This window comes from Candidatus Glomeribacter gigasporarum BEG34, from assembly GCF_000227585.1.
GTDB classification, from domain to species: domain Bacteria; phylum Pseudomonadota; class Gammaproteobacteria; order Burkholderiales; family Burkholderiaceae; genus Glomeribacter; species Glomeribacter gigasporarum_B.
The window spans coordinates 1-17,715 of the sequence record NZ_CAFB01000038.1; the positions used below are offsets into that span (position 1 = coordinate 1).

17 protein-coding genes are annotated in these 17,715 nt (G+C 55.2%); 2 read left to right on the forward strand and 15 right to left on the reverse strand.

Going from position 1 to position 17,715, the window contains the following annotated elements; translation table 11 throughout:
- Positions 1-8: 8 nt before the first annotated feature.
- Positions 9-380 carry a CCDC90 family protein gene (locus CAGGBEG34_RS10030; RefSeq protein ID WP_006682378.1) on the reverse strand — a complete coding sequence of 124 codons (372 nt, stop codon included), beginning with the start codon at positions 378-380 and terminating at the stop codon, positions 9-11.
- Positions 381-470: 90 nt separating this feature from the next.
- Here CAGGBEG34_RS10030 and CAGGBEG34_RS11590 point away from each other — a divergent pair, with 90 nt between their 5' ends.
- Both CAGGBEG34_RS11590 and CAGGBEG34_RS02905 read left to right on the forward strand, forming a co-directional pair.
- Entirely contained in the window at positions 471-881 is a 411-nt protein-coding gene (locus CAGGBEG34_RS11590; protein ID WP_006682379.1) for a NinB/YbcN family protein, read from the forward strand.
- Positions 882-958: 77 nt separating this feature from the next.
- Positions 959-1,777 (forward strand): response regulator, encoded by an 819-nt coding sequence (locus CAGGBEG34_RS02905; protein WP_050009296.1) that lies wholly within the window; start codon positions 959-961, stop codon positions 1,775-1,777.
- Here CAGGBEG34_RS02905 and grxD read toward each other — a convergent pair.
- The 14 genes from grxD to CAGGBEG34_RS02980 form a co-directional block, all read right to left on the reverse strand.
- Complete coding sequence (grxD, locus tag CAGGBEG34_RS02910; protein WP_006682381.1) at positions 1,745-2,071, reverse strand: Grx4 family monothiol glutaredoxin; 327 nt, start codon at positions 2,069-2,071, stop codon at positions 1,745-1,747. The two genes, CAGGBEG34_RS02905 and grxD, sit on opposite strands and share 33 nt — an antisense overlap.
- Before the next feature lie 20 nt (positions 2,072-2,091).
- Entirely contained in the window at positions 2,092-2,958 is an 867-nt protein-coding gene (prmC, locus tag CAGGBEG34_RS02915; RefSeq protein ID WP_006682382.1) for a peptide chain release factor N(5)-glutamine methyltransferase, read from the reverse strand.
- Positions 2,951-4,030, reverse strand: a complete 1,080-nt coding sequence (gene prfA / locus CAGGBEG34_RS02920) for a peptide chain release factor 1 (protein WP_006682383.1) — start codon at positions 4,028-4,030, stop codon at positions 2,951-2,953. Before prfA ends, prmC begins: the two co-directional genes overlap by 8 nt.
- Positions 4,030-5,340 (reverse strand): glutamyl-tRNA reductase, encoded by a 1,311-nt coding sequence (gene hemA / locus CAGGBEG34_RS02925; RefSeq protein ID WP_006682384.1) that lies wholly within the window; start codon positions 5,338-5,340, stop codon positions 4,030-4,032. Before hemA ends, prfA begins: the two co-directional genes overlap by 1 nt.
- 73 nt (positions 5,341-5,413) lie before the next feature.
- Positions 5,414-7,738: a pentapeptide repeat-containing protein gene (locus CAGGBEG34_RS02930; protein WP_158641781.1), complete on the reverse strand. Its 2,325-nt coding sequence runs from the start codon at positions 7,736-7,738 to the stop codon at positions 5,414-5,416.
- A 152-nt stretch (positions 7,739-7,890) separates the two neighbouring features.
- Entirely contained in the window at positions 7,891-9,450 is a 1,560-nt protein-coding gene (locus CAGGBEG34_RS02935) for a YifB family Mg chelatase-like AAA ATPase (protein WP_006682386.1), read from the reverse strand.
- 10 nt (positions 9,451-9,460) lie between these two features.
- Positions 9,461-9,703: an accessory factor UbiK family protein gene (locus CAGGBEG34_RS02940; protein ID WP_006682387.1), complete on the reverse strand. Its 243-nt coding sequence runs from the start codon at positions 9,701-9,703 to the stop codon at positions 9,461-9,463.
- A gap of 109 nt (positions 9,704-9,812) precedes the next feature.
- The gene (locus tag CAGGBEG34_RS02945; RefSeq protein WP_081463727.1) at positions 9,813-12,110 is read right to left on the reverse strand and encodes a RelA/SpoT family protein; all 2,298 of its coding nucleotides are present in this window, start codon (positions 12,108-12,110) and stop codon (positions 9,813-9,815) included.
- Between the two features lie 103 nt (positions 12,111-12,213).
- Positions 12,214-12,417 carry a DNA-directed RNA polymerase subunit omega gene (rpoZ, locus tag CAGGBEG34_RS02950; protein ID WP_006682389.1) on the reverse strand — a complete coding sequence of 68 codons (204 nt, stop codon included), beginning with the start codon at positions 12,415-12,417 and terminating at the stop codon, positions 12,214-12,216.
- A gap of 64 nt (positions 12,418-12,481) precedes the next feature.
- Positions 12,482-13,120 (reverse strand): guanylate kinase, encoded by a 639-nt coding sequence (gene gmk, locus CAGGBEG34_RS02955; RefSeq protein ID WP_006682390.1) that lies wholly within the window; start codon positions 13,118-13,120, stop codon positions 12,482-12,484.
- Positions 13,117-14,937 (reverse strand): ArnT family glycosyltransferase, encoded by a 1,821-nt coding sequence (locus CAGGBEG34_RS10980; RefSeq protein ID WP_006682391.1) that lies wholly within the window; start codon positions 14,935-14,937, stop codon positions 13,117-13,119. The genes gmk and CAGGBEG34_RS10980 overlap by 4 nt, the downstream gene beginning before the upstream one ends.
- Positions 14,934-15,821 (reverse strand): DMT family transporter, encoded by an 888-nt coding sequence (locus tag CAGGBEG34_RS02965; protein WP_006682392.1) that lies wholly within the window; start codon positions 15,819-15,821, stop codon positions 14,934-14,936. Before CAGGBEG34_RS02965 ends, CAGGBEG34_RS10980 begins: the two co-directional genes overlap by 4 nt.
- Entirely contained in the window at positions 15,818-16,459 is a 642-nt protein-coding gene (locus tag CAGGBEG34_RS10035; protein ID WP_158641782.1) for a lysozyme inhibitor LprI family protein, read from the reverse strand. The genes CAGGBEG34_RS02965 and CAGGBEG34_RS10035 overlap by 4 nt, the downstream gene beginning before the upstream one ends.
- Before the next feature lie 19 nt (positions 16,460-16,478).
- Entirely contained in the window at positions 16,479-17,684 is a 1,206-nt protein-coding gene (locus CAGGBEG34_RS02980; RefSeq protein ID WP_006682394.1) for an amino acid aminotransferase, read from the reverse strand.
- Positions 17,685-17,715: the final 31 nt, after the last annotated feature.

A 17,715-nucleotide genomic window follows, 5' to 3' on the forward strand; every position in this document is an offset into this window, starting at 1 on the left:
GCGATGAATTATGAGCCAATGGGAAGAAGCTTAAGGGTGAACCACAAGCCTGTTTGCGCGATGCCAAGCCCGACAACCCATTTAATCAGTACAAACTTCATGTCCGACATTTCTTGCCGTAATCCGGCTGCCATTTTCTCAAGTTTGGCGTCGAAGCGTTGCTCCATGCCCGCAAACTTGGCATCCATATCCTTGCGCAGATCGCCGATTTCATGGCGTAGTTCCGTGCCGAGCTTGTCCAGATCAGCCTTGGTCGCTACCTCCAAAGACTCATGTGATTTACGTACAGCCCAGGATATCGCTCTGGCCTGTTTCTCAGGAACACCAGATTTTTCCAGCTCATCAACGAACTCAAGCGTATCGAATGCAGCGAGTGCCATAAATGCAATCTCCTTCAAGAAAATTCTAGCACGACGTTTGATCGCCGTCCTTCATGAGCGGCGGAATATTCTTGTTGGGAGGGTGACGCCTTGAGCGCCGCGCTGTACAAAGAGTTCGTGTTGCGCAACGGCGGCGTCTGGGCGGCCTTGATCGAGTTCGTGAAGACGCATGCCAAAGCCTGCGTCGATCAGGGCGCGCCGCTGCGGGTCATTGTCACCGCCGAGGAACGCAAGCGGAACGCGGAACAAAACCGCTACTACTGGAGCGCGGTGCTGCGCCTTCAACCGAAATCTTCGTTCAGCTTCAGCTCCAGTTTAGGGCGGCTACAGCAAGACGTGGATGCGCGGGTCTGCCAGTACAATGAGCAACGCCCTCATACGGGGAATTTCTGCTTTGGTAACATCCCTTTGCAGACTTTCATCGATCGCAAACCCATCGCATTTGAAAAACAACTGGATCAGGCAATGCCGACAATGGTTCTCAATTCCGTTGCGCTCTAAGTGCAGTACTGTCAGATCAAGTCCTGGCGCACACTTTGACGCAGACCAAAACACTGAGTCGAAGCCAAGCAGGGGCAATGGATAAAGGAATGCGTTTGCTGGGGCGTGTCGGTTTGCGCGCGCATGCGGATAATATCCGGGCGATTCATCGGCGAACAGCGGCAACGCACTGCGATTGCGCGCGCCGCGGGTTAGAAAGCGGTGCCGTGCAAGCCGCTGAGAAATGCTCCAGAGAGGATATGGACATGAATTCCAAGCAGATTCAAGTGATTATCGCGGATGATCATCCTGTGGTCATCGCAGGCATTACGCGGGTGCTGGAAAGTCTTCCGAATTTCAAGATTGCCGCAGCCGTCCATTCTGTGAAAGAGATGTTCGATGCGCTCGCGCAAGTCCGCTGCGATGTGTTGATCTGTGATTTTGCTTTTGATGAAGACTCTGAACCGGATGGTTTGATCATGTGCGAAAAAGTGGCGCGCCGTTTTCCGGAGGTCAAAATTATCGTCGTCTCGCAGCACGACAATCTGGCGCGGGTCAAGCGCATTATGATGTCCGGCTGTTCCGGTTTTGTCAGCAAATCCAGCGCGATTCAGGCGCTGCCGTTCGCCATTGAGGAAGTGCTGCGCGGTGCGAAATATATCGACCCTGAGACCTCAAAGGCATTGATCGGCTCTATGTTTGACGCCGGAGGCGACCGGCCGGACGGTCAACTTCTGAGCGCACGCGAAATGGAGGTCATGCGGCATTATGTGCAAGGCATGAGCGTCACGCAAATCGCGCAGCGTACCAAACGCAGCATGAAAACCATCAGCGCCCAGAAACAGAGCGCGATGAAAAAGCTCGGCGCCAAGAATGATGTGGAATTAATTGATATTTTTAAACAGATCGCTGAATAACTGCTGCAATTCACCAGACTGCGCCATTTCCGCCATAATATCCACGCCGCCGATGAACGCTGCATCGACATACAGCTGGGGAATCGTCGGCCAATTGGCAAATGCCTTCACTCCCTGACGAATTGCTTCATCTTTCAGCACGTCAACGGCGTGCATCTTCCTGACGCCGCACATCTTCAGAAGCTGGACGGCGCGGCCCGAAAATCCGCACATCGGAAACTGCGGCGTTCCTTTCATAAAAAGCACCACTGGATGCTCGGCAATCAGTTGCTGGATGCGTTGTTGTGTGTTCATAGTGAGTCAATCTCAATAAATCATTCCAGAAATCCGAAAAGGCGCTCATGCACGCCGCCGCTTACACGCTCAATCCCCGCCAAATCGCGCGTTGAGCGTATCCGCGTAAAACCCTGCGCAAACAATGCCGCGCGCACCGCATCTGCCTGATCATAGCCGTGTTCCAGCCATAGCGCGCCGCCTTTCTTGAGATATCTATGCGCGCCCGCAATCACTGTTTCAAGCGCAGTCAAACCATGCGCGCTATCCGTCAGCGCGCTGCGCGGTTCAAAGCGCAGATCGCCTTTACATAGATGGGGATCATCCGCCGCCAAATAAGGCGGATTGCTGACAATCACATCGAACTGGATATTAAGACCGGTTAAAGCTTGATACCAGACGCCGGCGATGAAGCGCAGCGCCCCGCCGCGGCGGGCGCCGGACAACAGGCGCTGCGCGTTCAGCGCAGCCAGCGCGAGCGCGCGATGCGAATCGTCTGTTGCGATGATCGATGCCTCTGGACGCTGAGACGCAATTGCGACGGCAATCACGCCACTGCCGGTGCCCAAATCCAGTACGCGCGGGGCCTCTATCATTTCGATGGCATGAAGCGCGCACTCAACCAGCAATTCTGTTTCCGGGCGCGGAATCAGTACATCGGGCGTGATCTGAAAATCAAGCCCGAAAAATTCACGCTTTCCGACCAGATAGGCCATCGGTTCTCCGTGATCGCGCCGCTGCTCCAGACGCCGGAAGGTATCGGCCTGCGTTGGCTCAAGCTTCTCATGCGCGCGCGTCATCAGCTCGGTGCGCCGCCAACCCAGTGCATGCGCGAGCAGAATGCGCGCCTCCATCGCTTCCAATGCGGACGCACGCAGCAAATCATCCGCTGTGACGCCCTTATTCATCCTCATTGGCTGCGAGCAATTCCGCCTGGTGTTCGCTCACAAGCGCGTCGATCAGTTCATCGAGTGCGCCGTCGAGAATGGCATCCAGTTTGTACAGTGTCAGATGGATGCGATGGTCGGTCATCCGGCCTTGCGGGAAGTTATAGGTGCGGATGCGCTCGGAGCGGTCGCCGGAGCCGATCAAGCGCTTGCGCGTCGCGGAAATCTCAGCGTTCTGTTCCTGTATTCTCCGGTCCTTCAACCGCGCGGCGAGCACTTGCAGCGCGCGCTCCCGGTTGCGATGCTGCGAACGGTCATCCTGGCATTCAACGACCAGCCCCGTTGGCAAATGCGTAATGCGCACCGCCGAATCGGTTTTATTGACGTGCTGGCCGCCTGCGCCGGACGCGCGGAAGGTATCGACCCGCAGATCGGCCGGATTCATATCCACTTCGCCGATTTGATCTGCTTCCGACAATACCGCAACGGTACAGGCCGAGGTATGGATACGCCCTTGCGCCTCGGTTTCCGGCACGCGCTGCACGCGATGCCCGCCTGATTCAAATTTTAGACGCGAATACGCGCCATGCCCGGCAATACGCGCAATGACTTCTTTATAACCGCCCGTTTCAGACAGACTTTCAGAAAGAATTTCGACCTGCCAGCGCTGACGTTCGGCATAGCGCAGATACATCCGCAGCAACACGCCCGCAAACAGCGCGCTTTCCTCACCGCCGGTGCCAGCGCGGATTTCGAGGAAAATGTTGCGCGCGTCGTCTGGGTCTTTGGGCAGGAGCAGCGTCTGCAACTGGGCTTCAAGCTGCGCCATCCGGTCGCGCGCCTTGCGCGCCTCGTCTGCGGCAAAATCGCGCAATGCGGGGTCGTCCAGCATGCCGCGCGCCGTCTGTTCGTCGGCGTGCGCTTGCTGCCATTGCGCATAGTGTTCAACCAGCGGCGCCAGTTCGGCGTGCTCGCGCATTAGAGCGCGATACAGATCAAGCTTTGATGTGATATCTTCCTGGCTGAGCGTCTGGTTCAGTTCATCGAGCCGCTGCGCGAGCTGCTCGAGTTTGCGCTGCATATTTTGCTTCATCAGGCGGATATCCCGAACAACTGCACAAGACGCGCGCGTTCTTCATCCTGCGCCTGGGTTAAAGCGCGGGTTGGCGCATGCAGTAAAGTATGGGTCAGCCTGTATGAAAAGGCTTCAAGAACGGCCTTGGGGTCTTCTCCGCACGCCAGTCTTTGTTGCGCGCGAGCGAGCGCGGCAGATCGCAGACGATGCGCCTCCTCATGCAGTTTACAAATCGCCGGCGCGCCGCGGCGCGCATCCAGCCAGCGCATAAAGCGTTCGACGCGCGTCTCAATAATCGCTTCCGCCTGTATGGCCGCTGTTTGGCGCTGCGTATGCGCTTTCTGTACGACTGCGCCCAAATCATCCAGGGTATACAGAAACACATCCTGCAATTGTGCGACTTCCGCCTCGATATCGCGCGGCATCGCAAGATCAACCATCAATACCGGCCGCCGTTTGCGCGCGCGGAGCGCGCGTTCGACCGCCCCTAAACCAATGATCGGTAAAACGCTTGCAGTGCACGACACCACGATATCGAACTCGTGAAGCCGCGCGGGCAGACTGGCAAGTGCAATCGCCCTCCCGTTCGTGCGTTCAGCCAGTTTCAGACTGCGTTCAATTGTGCGATTGGCAATGACGAGCGCATGCGGGCGTTGCGCGGCAAAATGCGCCGCGCACACTTCAATCATGCTACCTGCGCCAATCAGCAATACGCGCTGGCTCGATAGCCGCTCAAAAATGCGCTGCGCAAGTCGTACCGCAGCGGATGCGATGGAAACAGAATGCGCGCCGATTTGGGTTTGTCCGCGCACCGCTTTTGCGGCTGAAAAACTATGCTGGAACAAGCGGTTCAAATAGGCGCCAAGCGCGCCCGCATCCAGCGCAGCGCGCGCCGCCGCTTTCAACTGGCCGAGAATCTGCGTCTCTCCCAATACCATCGAATCCAGTCCGGAGGCGACGCGGAAGACATGGCGGACTGCACTGGAATGCGGAAGCGTGTACAGATGCGGCGTCAATTCACTGAAAGGAATCTGGCGGCAGGCGGATAGCCAGCGCGCGGCGCACTGCGCATATCCGGCATCCATTGAAGCCTGCATGGATGATGCGTTGCCCGTCAGCGCAGCGCCGTAAATTTCAGTCCGGTGACAGGTAGACAAAATGGCCGTTTCAGCGGGCAGCCCCGCATGTGGGTTGGATAAGCCGTTCGAGCCCCAGGTTGCGTTGAGCGCTTGCAATGCGGATTTGATTTGCTCTAGAGGAAACACAACCCGTTCGCGCAGCGCAACCGGCGCAGTGCGATAGTTAATGCCGATAGCGAACAATTGCATGGAAGAGGAAAAGCCCCGCCTTAAAAACAGCCCGTCATTATAGGCCTGACATTCAAAGGGTGCGGAGCATAAATTACGATGTAACCCTAGCGTATATTCCCTTAAGTTGTTGATTTGAACTTCTTTCTACTGTCATATGCATGTCATCAAACACCTCTGCCGCGCAAGTAAACTCGGACCGAACATTCTGGCCCAGCAATCTGTTACACCAGACCTTGGCGGATGATAAAGCATGTTCTCCAGGGTTAAGCTCGCATGCAACATTGAGCAAGGCCACAACATAGCAGCGCAGCGGAACAAGCGATTCCCCTTCTGCGCCGAACATATAGTTGGAAGAATATTTTGTAAACAATATGGCGAGACTAAAGAATAAGTATGACTGGTTTTTCCTATCGCTGATGTTAATGTCTTTAAACGAATCGGTATAATGCGTAATAATCTGATGTTGGTGTTCAGGCGTAATTTTAATGCGCGTGTCGATGCCTTTTTTGCCTGCGCCTTCCCATAAAGAACCAAAAATGTTTTGCAAGGCTTCGGTATGCTGAGAATCAGTCAGATTCGTAATGCGCCAATAGGCATGGAACGCAATCTGAAAAATTTCCAAATAGTGCACCCGCGATGTTCCGGGATTCCGGTTGACTTTTCCCCAGGGTAGAATTTCTAGGAACTTCTGGGTCACTGAAAGATCAGCCTGCGAATATATTTTATCCAGCAACGGATAATCTTTTAAAAACAAAGCCATATTTTCTGGTATAAAAGATTTATATTCATCGATCTTTCTTTCGAAAAAGAAAGCGTTTCCCCACTTTTTCTCCTTGTTTCCAAGAATATTGCTTTGATAGTATTTCTCATCAGAAATAATTCCAGTGCTCTGGTTTTTGGAAATAAAGACGAAATAATGTGGATCAGTGAAGTAGCCAACGGGATATTGAACCCCTTCTTGTTCTTCACTCCATACCCTCACAAGGTCAAGTTGCTTAACCAATGTTGGGGGCAGCGCTTTGTAGTAAAGTTCTCTCAATGCCTCCGCTTTATGACTAAGCGCAAATGCTTCTGGAGTCAATGCGGCTTGCGCCGATTCCGGGTTCATGCGCTTTTCATTTTCAAAACGCGCGTATTCTGCATGATATAACAATTGGTTGATGCCGCAGCTATGTTCAATCGCCCAGCCAGGGCTTTTTCTGATTTCGGTGTGTGCATACGCCAATAAGAAATCAAGCTTTTTTGGATTCCCGCTGAAATTTAATAGGGTATCTTCAGCGGAATTCATTTCGTACGGAGTCAGAAAGGAATTAATACGGGAAGAGAGTCCATTATTTTGAAAATAAATTGGGTTGCGCAATAGAATATCCTTAAATGACGCATAAGTGCCTGTAATATCCTCTCCAGACGCATTTATTTCAATCAGTTTTTGAATCACCTGGTCCATCAGGCTGAATTTAACTTCGGCATATTGATTATCAATGGAATCGATGGATTGGAGAAGAGTCAAACCTATCCAATCATGGGAATGTTCCAGCTGTTCTTCTCTATACGCTTTGCACTTAAATTGTATGAGCTGAGTCTCGCTTAACGCGATAGATGAGTCTGCAAGCTTAGCCGTAGATAAATCCGTATCGAACAAAAAAACATTCTGCAACTTGGCACCGGACAGATTTGTATAGTTCAGCTTTGCATGGACGAGTTTGATATCATCAAATGAGGACGAAACCAGATTGGCATCGTCTAATGTGCAACGCTTCAGGTCGATTGTTCTCCCTTCAGTGAAGGACATATCAGCGCCTGTCAGGTTCGAAGAAGTAAATTGCACCTCATATAAAAAGGCATTTTTCATCACAATCCTGGACAGGTCATTGCCTCGTAACTGCACCTTCTCCATTCTGGCCCCAGAAAAGTCCAACTCTGGTAATTGCACATTATTCATTTCCCAGTCTTTTAGAGTGGCCTCCCGTAGATCCATTAAGCAAAATGCGCGCGCTGCCGCCTGCGGTATATGAAATGAATCAAATACATCAGAGATCGATAGAGGGAATTCATCCAATATATTGAGTATGATCTCAGGGGCTTGGCTTAATAAATGCCTTTCTAGAGCATGCGCAGCCTCAAAATCATTGGAATTTCCGTCAGCTAAACTGGGTTTAAATAAGGCCAGCAATTCGTCGCGGATCGCAGAAGAGAATTGTGTATCACACATTAATCGAGTTTCCAGATAGCGTTTCAGCGCATTGGGATCAATGTGAAATTCATTTTGTTCATTGGAAAATGGAGTGTAAGGAAAGCGTCCAGAACTATTGTTGTTTTGGATATTGATCATTTCACGCGCATTTGGATATTTTCTAAAAACAATTTCAATGCAGCGAATGGTTTTGCATAATTCTGTTTTCTGCTCAATACTCATCCTTCGGATCCACGGATCCAGATTTTTATTTTTATCGAAAAGAGCGCCAAATGTGGAATCATAAATATAATGAATGCTACTGGATATATTCAGCATGATAAAAATATTAATTTTTAAACAGAAAAGACAATTTTTTTAGGGCGCTCGGAATGTCAGCATTCACCCGCTGCGCAACCTCGCCGTAGCGCGCGACGATATTGAATCGCTTCGGCAATATGCGTTGCATCGGGTTGCTCAGCCGCGGCGAGATCAGCGATGGTGCGGGCAACCTTGAGCACGCGGTAATAAGTGCGCGCGGACCATCCGAAGCGCGTCCCCGCTTTATGCAATAGCGCTTTGCCAGAAGCATCGGGCTGGCACAGGCGCTCTATTTGAGCGTGGGCGAGCGCGCGGTTGGAACAGTGTTGGCGCTTTATCTGGCGCGCATAAGCTGCCCGAACCCGCGCGGCAACCACAGCGCTGGATTCAGCAGCTGGGCGGTTCATCAGCTCAGCGGGCGCAAGCGCTGGCACTTCGATTTGCAGATCGATCCGTTCCAATAAAGGACCGGAGAGTTTGCGCTGGTAGCGCGCAACCACATCAGGGGCGCAGCGGCACCGTCCTCTGGAATCTCCAAGCCAGCCGCACGGGCACGGGTTCATTGCGGCGACCAGCTGGCACGCCGCCGGGAATTCAGCGCGGCGTGCGGCGCGCGAAATGATAATGAAGCCTGTTTCCAGCGGTTCGCGCAGCATTTCAAGCACGCGCCGGTCGAATTCGGTGAGTTCATCCAGAAATAGTACACCATGATGGGCGAGCGTAATTTCGCCTGGATGCGGAGGATTGCCTCCGCCCGCCAGCGCGGCGGCGCTGGCGCAGTGATGCGGCGCTCTAAAGGGGCGGCGCTTCCATTGCGCGGGCGTAAAACCAGCGGCGCTGCTGCTCAGTAATGCGGCGGAAGTCAGCGCTTCTTCATCGGTCATCGGCGGCAAGATGCCCGGCAGACGCATCGCCAGCATCGATTTTCCAGCGCCTGGCGGGCCGATCATCAATAGGTGATGCGCGCCTGCGGCAGCGATTTCAAGCGCGCGCTTGGCGGCGCTTTGCCCGATGATTTCGGCCAGATCAGGCAATGGTCCAGCCGGTGCGGATGCAGCCGGCGCAACCGGCTGCAATCTCTTGTCTGGAACGCCGGATAGATGGGCGCACAAGGTGGGAAGATCGGGCGCGCCGAAGACCGCAATGCCAGGAATCAGCGCCGCTTCAGCCGCATTGGTCAGCGGCAGATACAATTCCGGCGGGGTCGTATGCGAATCTGAATCAGAACGGTGTTGGAACTGACGGGCCAGGCCGCAAGCCATTGCGAATGCGCCGCGAATCGGGCGCAGCGCGCCGGTGAACGATAATTCGCCCGCAAATTCTCTTGCGTGCAGCGTATCCAGTGGCAATTGTCCACTGGCCGCCAGAATGCCAAGCGCAATCGGGAGGTCGAAATGACCAGATTCTTTGGGCAAATCGGCGGGCGCAAGGTTGACAGTAATACGGCGCAGCGGGAATTCAAAATGGCAGTTCTGAAGTGCGGCGCGCACGCGCTCCCGGCTTTCTCGAACTTCGGGATCGGGTAACCCAACCACTGAAAACGACGGCAACCCATTCGCAAGATGCGCTTCGACCGTCACTTCGGGAGCGCTTGCCACCGTCAACGCCCGGCTGCGTACAATGGCAATCGACATTTAGACGCGCTCATTTTGTGGAACGATGCGCCTCCTCCTCAAATTGAGCCAGACGACGTTCAAGCGCTTCGAGTTTTGCGCGGGTGCGTAACAGGATTTGTGTCTGAATATCAAACGCTTCGCGGCTGACGAATCCATAGCTTGAGATGCGCTGCGTCAACCTTGCTTTCAGATTCTGTTTAATCTCCTGCGTTGGCTCTTTGAAGAGACCCGCGACAGATTGCATATTTTGAAAGGCTTTATGTATATTCATGGTGCACCCTGCTTAAAAGCTGAGCCCAAAACACTCTAGCATAAAGGTCTGAACCCGTTTTACAGAATATGGATAGATTCGCCGTCCGGGAGAGGGCGGCAGAAAATTTTTAAGCTGCCTGCGTACGGATGGCTTGTTTGGTGCGCTGAATCCGAATCACGTCCGGATTATTGCGTGCGCGGCGCATCACTCGCGCCAGGTGCGCCCGATCCTGAACCTGAATAAGCAGGCGTAAAACAGCCGATTCATGGACAAAATCTTCATCCATCGAGATATGCGTAATATTGGCGCCGGCTGAGGTGATATCTGCGGTAATGCGCGCAAGGATTCCCTTTGATTGATGTACAAGCGCGTTGACCCGGACGTCGAACAAGCGGCCAGGCGCGGGCGTCCAGCTGACATCAATCCACTGGTTGGGATCGCGCCGGTGAATCTGCTGCGCAACGCGACAATCAGTGGTATGAATGGCCATTCCTAAACCCGCGCCGATACATCCGATAATTTCATCGCCTGGAATGGGAGAGCAGCATTTCGACCATTGCACTGACATTCCTTCTGTGCCGCTGATGGGTACGCGATCAGGCATTTGTCCACCCGCGGCTTGCTCATCCCCCTGCGCATGATTGCTGAGCAAGCATTTGAGCCGCGTCGCGAAAACGGCAGCGGCGCCCCGGCCTAAACCAATATCCGCAAAAATTTCTTTGACATCCCGATGGCCGGTTTCGGCCAGGAGCTTTTTCCAGATATTCGGCGGCAACTGCGCGAGCGATAAATGATGGCGTTCAAGCGCCTGATTCACAAGAGATTGTCCCAACTGGATGGATTCATCAAAGCGCATCGTTTTTAAATAATGGCGAATGGCTGTACGCGCTTTGCGGGTGCGCACGAAACTGAGCCAGGTCGGATTTGGCTTGGCCTCAGGCGCGCGGATGACTTCGACAATATCGCCGCTCTGTAATTCTGTGCGCAATGGAAGTTTTTCGTGGTTGATTTTGACTGCGACGCATTGATTCCCCAGTTCGCTGTGCACCGAGTAGGCAAAATCAAGCGCGGTTGCGCCGCGCGGCAACGATATAATTTCTGCATTCGCGGTAAAAACATATACCGCATCCGGAAACAGATCGATCTTGACATGCTCAAGGAACTCGCTGGCATCGCCCGCCTCAAGCTGGATATCCAGCAATGACTTCAGCCATAAGTGCGCGCGCTGCTGCATATCGCTCAAGCGTTCTCCATCGCCCTTGTAAATCCAGTGCGCGGCAACGCCCGCTTCGGCGATGGCGTGCATTTTCCGGGTCCGGAGCTGAAATTCGATCGGCATGCCGAACGGGCCGACCAGCGTCGTATGCAAGGATTGATAACCGTTGATTTTCGGCACCGCAATATAGTCTTTGATTTTTCCCGGGACCGGTTTGTACAGAGCGTGCAGCGCGCCCATGCATAAATAGCATTCGAGTGGCGCCTTAACTACAATCCGGACGCCGTACACGTCCAGAACTTGCGAAAACGACCGTTGCTTGTCTCGCATTTTTTTGTAAATGCTATAAATTGTTTTTTCGCGTCCGGTGACTTCGCAATCGATCTGCGCACTGGATAACGCTTGTTTGACGGCTTCCAGAACTTTGCGAATCACCTCGCAGCGATTGCCGCGCGCCGCCCTGACCGCTTTTTCAAGCGTCGCGTAACGATAGGGATAAAGGTGCGCAAAACTCGCATCCTGCAATTCCAGATAGGCCGCATTCAATCCAAGCCGATGCGCAATCGGCGCATAAATATCCAGCGTCTCGCGCGCAACGCGCAGGCGTTTTGCCTCCGGCACCGCGCCGAGCGTGCGCATATTGTGTAAACGGTCGGCGAGCTTGACGAGCATCACGCGCACATCGCGGGCCATCGCCAGCATCATTTTTCGGAAATTTTCCGCCTGCGCGTCTTTGCAGCGGCGCAGCTCCACTTTGTCGAGCTTCGATACGCCATCGACCAGCTCAGCCACTTTCGCTCCAAAACGCCCGGCCAGCTCCTCCTTTGTGACATCCTGATCTTCAATGACATCATGCAGCAGCGCCGCCATAATGGGTTGCGCGTCCAGATGCCAATGCGCGCAAATCTCTGCGACTGCGAGCGGATGGGTGATATAGGGCTCGCCGCTTTGCCGGTACTGGCTCAGGTGCGCTTGATCGCTGAACTGGAAAGCCGCCTCGACCGCTTCGATTTCGGATTTTTTTAAATACGCAGAGAGGATTTTTGTAAGCGGCGCAAGTGAAACGACTGCCGCTTTACGCGGCAGTTCAGGCGCTGCGGTGGGGCCAAACAGATGCCGTGCAGAGGGTTCGCCGGCAGTGCGAATGGAAGCGCGCGGCAAACGCCGCGGCTTTAATCCTGAAAACACGGGCGAGGAAGCATGGCGCATACTGCCTCCCAAGAAGGTGAGCGTATTTTTCAGTCGATTTTCCACTGGGGCGAGCGCCAAGCGATGCAGGGAAAATCACCGCAAAAATGCGCTAGAAATTATTTCAAATTGGCGCTTTCTGCAAAATTTCAATTCCGATCTGACCGCTTGCGATTTCATGCAGCGCCATCACCGCGGATTTGTGATGACTATTGGTTTTGGATTCAAGGCCCTTCATGATCTGGCGCGCGCGCATGGATGCCACCAGAATCAGATCGAAAGGGTTAGGAATACGGCGCAGGCAGTCTTCAACAGTGATACGGGCCATCGTAGATTTAACGGTAATAATTTTTAAAAAGGTTACAAAAAACAGCTTCCTGAGAATTGGCATTTTACCGCTCGGCGGCAATACCCAGCGCAGCAAGTAACCCGGCTTCACGCCGTTGCACCGATGCGAGGCGCAACCGCGCCGCGGTCACAATACTATGCAGTTGACACAGCGCATCTTCCAAGCGGTCGTTGACAATGACGAAATCACACTCCTGCACGTGCAGCATTTCACGGCGCGCCGCGCGCAGACGGCGTTCAATGACTCCGGGCGTATCCTGGCCGCGTTTGTAAAGCCGCTCTTTGAGCGCTTCCAGAGAAGGCGGCAGGATAAAAACGCCGACTGCATCGGGAAACTCTTGTCGCACATTCCACGCGCCCTGCCAGTCAATTTCGAGCACGATATCCTGACCGCGCCTCAACTGTTCTTCAATCCAGAGGCGTGAGCTCGCATAATAATGACCGTGCACCTCTGCGCTCTCTATGAACTCACCGCGCGCGCAACGCGCCCTAAATTCTTCCAGACGGATAAAGTAATATTCGCGTCCATTCACTTCGCCCGGACGCGGCGCGCGTGTGGTATACGAAACCGATAAATGGAGTTGCCGGTCTTTCTGGAGCAGGGCGTTGACCAGCGTTGATTTGCCCGCTCCGGAAGGCGCAACGATGATGAATACATTGCCAGTCATGCTGCCGGCACTCATGGCGCACGATCGACGCGGAGATAGAGTTGAAAACGCTCATCGCGATCCGCGGGCCGGTGACCTTCCCAAATGGGTTGCCAGACCTGCGGAGAAAGACTAGAGCATTTTTCAGTCGATTGGCCCAAGGAGCGAGCGCGAAGACAGTATGCACAATACGGCGAGCGCGAAGCGACACAGGGAAAATCACTGAAAAATGCTCTAGATGCAGGCGCATTGCGCGCGCTTTGACGCAAGGCGGTATCGCAGGCTGGATTGTCGAAAGAAAAGCGCATCCGGCCAAAATAGGCGAAGGATGCAAGCTGCGCATCACCGAGCCGCACTGGCCGGATGCAATGATAGCCGGCGGGCAAATGCGCTGAGATGCGCGCCGCAACCTCCCGGTATGTGCGTCCGTAATTGACAAATGGCAGCCATAAGGTCGTCAGCAATACCCACATCAACGTTGTGCCCGCGCTGGACAGGACAACGCTGCGCCAGAGCGCTTTGGGATGGCAGGCCAGGCGCCAGCGTACAAGCAGCATCCAGCAGCCGGTTGCGCATAGGGCAATCACGCATGCCGATGCATTGAAATGCGCTTGAAAACCCGGCACAAGACGGCCCAGATTACGGGCAAGCGGCGGCGGAAAGCCGGTTTGCGCCGCAAGCCAGACCATCCAGACAAAAGCAGACAGTCCTGTAAAGCTGAGAATCGCAAACCAGTCCATCGCATTCATCGCGCCGCGCTTAAGCGTCGGCAGGCCAAAGGCCGCGAGTATGGACAAGGCGGGCAAAAGCAGCAGAAACAGCCGGTTTGTCTGCGCTGTCTGCAGACCGATCAGCGCCAGTAGCGGCAGAATAACCGACAATGGCAGCGCAATATGCGGCGCGCGGCGCAGCCCCGGCCAGCAATACCAGGACCACGCGGCCAGGGGCCAGGCTGGCCAGGCGAACAGCGGCAGATTTTTAAGGGCATAGATGAGCGCGCGGGCGGAAAAAGCGTTGAAGCGCTCCACGCCGCCGGCGCTCCAGGCGCGCAAATAATGGTGTGTGTTTTCTGGAAAAGCAGACCAGGCCGCGCCGAGCCAAAGGACCATCACGCCGAGCGCAATCGCAATCCCAAGCCTGAATGAAAATGCTGGGCGAAATTCTCGCGTAAACAGCATCCACAAAAGGCTGCCAGCCAGCAGCGCAACAGCAAGCGGCGGACTGGAAGCAAGCGCGAGCAGCCCCAGTGCGCCCCCCCACCAGAGCGCGCCCTGTACTGGACAGTCGAGGCTGCGCACCCATCCGTAGAGCCACATTGAAACGCACGCAAATTGCATGACTTCGGGCGTCGTTTCATGGCCACGTTCCGCAAGACCGAAACAGGCAAGCAGAATCAGCAGCGCGCCATCGGCAATCGTCCGGCCATAATCACGCGGCGCGGGTTCGCCGCCAAACGCATATTTGAAGGGTTGCACCTCGGACCGGCGCCCAAGCAGATCAGCGCTGTACCAGACAAAGGCGCAGCCGATGCAGAACAGGAGCGCCGTTGCAATGCGCGCGGCGTCCGCGGGCGTCAGCCAGAATGCGAAGAGGCGTATGCTGGCGGCGCCCGGCCAGTAGCCAAGCGGCCCGCTGCCAGTGATGGCTTTTCCCAGCAGATTGGGAAACAGCCAGTCGTGCCAGCCGCCTTCCGCGAGCGTCCACATGACGCCAAATCCAGCGGCGTCTTCATTTTTCCACGGGTCGCGTCCCCACAGTCCGGATAAGGCATACACAACACAGATCGCGCGCAGCATCCAGCGCGGCAACACCGGCGTTACGGAAGCAGTGAGGCGGACAATGGCCGGCTTCATGCGCGCTTTGCCAGACGCAGGCGGGCAGGCCCTTTAACTGCGCCTGAAGCCAGCATGGTGCCAACCAGAATAATGGCGCATCCAAGGATCATTTTCAGCGTCACCCGCTCGCAGAGGAAGCACACGCCCCAGAGCGTGCCGAATATCGGCACAAGAAAAATGGACGACATCGCATAGGCGGCCCCAGCGCGTTTGACGAGCCGGAAATAAAGCATGAAACCGATCCCGGTGCACAATATGCCGAGCGCGCCAACGGCATACCACGCTGCAGCGGAAACGGGCCGCGCGGGCCAGAATAAAAGGGCGAGTGGTAATAAAACCGCCGAAGCGGACAAATGTCCGCCGAAGGCAACAACGCCTGGCAACACATGCGCCAACCGCTGCTTTGCGTAGTTCGCAGCAAATCCATAACACAATGTCGCGCCCAGCGTTGCAATGATGGCCGCCCATGCTGAGAGACCGTGCGCGCCGCCTTTGCCATCCCAAACCAAGGCGGCGACGCCGGCCAACCCAATCAATAATCCCGCGGCCTGAAGCCAGGTCAGCGGAACGCGCAGCCATACATACGCAATCAGCGCGCCCCAAAGCGGGGCCGTTGCATTCAGAATCGACTCAAAGCCGGCGCTCAGGCTCAGCATCGCATAGGCGAACAGGCAGAATGGCATAGCAGAGTTGGTCATGCCGACGACGAAGAGCGGCTTGACATGCTGGGCCAGTTGCGTGCGCGCGGTGGTCGAACACAAGACTGGCGAGAGCACCAGCGCAGCGATCGCAACGCGCAGCGCGGCGAGCGCAAACGGCCCGAATTCGGGCGCGCCAATACGCATAAAAAGAAAGGACGCGCCCCAAATGGCGCCGACCAGCGCGCGCTCGATAAAGTTCATCTGGACTTCGCCTTTTCCTCTCCGGCATTCTCCGCAGCCTGATGACGGATGGAGCCAGCGCATACATCGCCTTCCTCAGCGCCGCTTTGCCATTCCTTCAGCGTTGCAGTGCGCGCGCGCGTCAATGCCTCTAAATAACCATTCCTGCACATTGAGAATGAAGAGCCATAGGCATCGGGCGCTTCGGGATATTTCATTTTGATCTGGGTCTCCCGGAATCGAATCCAGGCGCGTTGCGCGCGCCTGAGTGCGTTAAGGAAGACTGGATCGTCCCGATACTGTTTTCGGATGTCCAGATACAGTTGATTCAATTCACGATCCGGCGCGCGCGCCTTGGATGCCGCGCATTGCGTCATCTCGGCCTGGTTTCGCGCGGTTTCCATGCAGTCTTTGGGTTCTAGAGCATTTTTCAGTGATTTTCCCGGTGTCGCTTCGCGCTCGCCGTATGAGCTCGCTGCGGGGTCGCCTCCATCGCTTCGCGACGGAGACCTGCTCCGCCCGCATCGATCTCCATACTGTCTTCGCGCTCGCACCAGTGGCAAATCGACTGAAAAATGCGCTCGCTTTTGTTCCGGTTGCGATTCATTTGCCCAGGCCGCATTGCATAACACAGCGGAGCAAAGCAGTAAGGTTGGCAATTTTATTGGATTCCCCTAATCAGTTTGTAGAAAGTATGCGCATGATCGCCCGCGCCACGGTATCGATATTTTCTGTATTCAGCGCCGCCAGACAAATGCGGCCGGTACTGAGCGCGTAAATGCCGAATTCGTTGCGCAGACGCTCAACCTGCGGCGCGGTCAATCCAGAGTATGAAAACATGCCGCGCTGGCGGCGGATAAACTCAAAACGGTCTGCCGCGCCGAGCTCAGTCAGCTTGTCCGCCAGCGCGTTGCGCATCTGATTGAGCCGCGCGCGCATGGCTTCAAGCTCCTCAATCCACTGCGCGCGCAGTTGCGCGCAGTTCAAAACCATTGCCGCGAGCGCAGCGCCATAGATGGGCGGATTGGAAAAATTGGTCCGGATCACGCGCTTTAACCGCGACAGCACGCGCGCGGCTTCGTCTGCATTTGAAGCCACAATCGAAAACGCGCCGACCCGTTCTCCATATAATGAAAACGATTTGGAAAATGAGCTGGCGATAAAACAGACGATACCGGCGGCGGCGAACCTCCGTACCGCGCGCGCGTCCGCCTCAACGCCCGCGCCAAAACCTTGATAGGCAATATCGATAAACGGGATGAGTTCACGCTGCCGGACCATCTGCACAATGCACTCCCATTGCGCATCGCTTAAATCGACGCCGGTCGGGTTATGGCAGCAGGCATGAAAGACCGCCACTGTGCCCGGCGCCATGCGCTGCAATGCCTCGCTTAAGCCATCGAATTGCACGCCATGCGTCGTTGCGTCATAGTAGGCGTATTCGCTGACTTCAAACCCTGCCGCTTCAAACAGCGCGCGGTGGTTTTCCCAGCTGGGAGCGCTGATGGCGGCTTTTGCATTTGGATTCAAAAACTTCAGAAAGTCCGCGCCGATTTTCAGCGCGCCGGTGCCGCCGAGCGCCTGCACCGTCACGATCCGGCCTTGCGCGATCTGCGCTGAATCCGCGCCGAACAGCAGCTTTTGAACCGCGGCGTTGTATGCGGCGTTGCCGTCAATCGGTTGATAATCGTGCGGCGCGGCCGCTTCAAACAGGCGTTGTTCGGCGGCGCGCACGGCGCTCAGCAAGGGCAGCCGGCCTTTATCGTCGGTATAAACGCCGACGCCAAGATTCACTTTGGACGGGCGCGGATCGGCGTTAAAAGCTTCGGTGAGCCCTAGAATCGGGTCGCGCGGCGCAAGGGTCAGCGCGGAAAAGAGTGACATGGCAGAGCTTGAAGAATAAAACGCATCATTC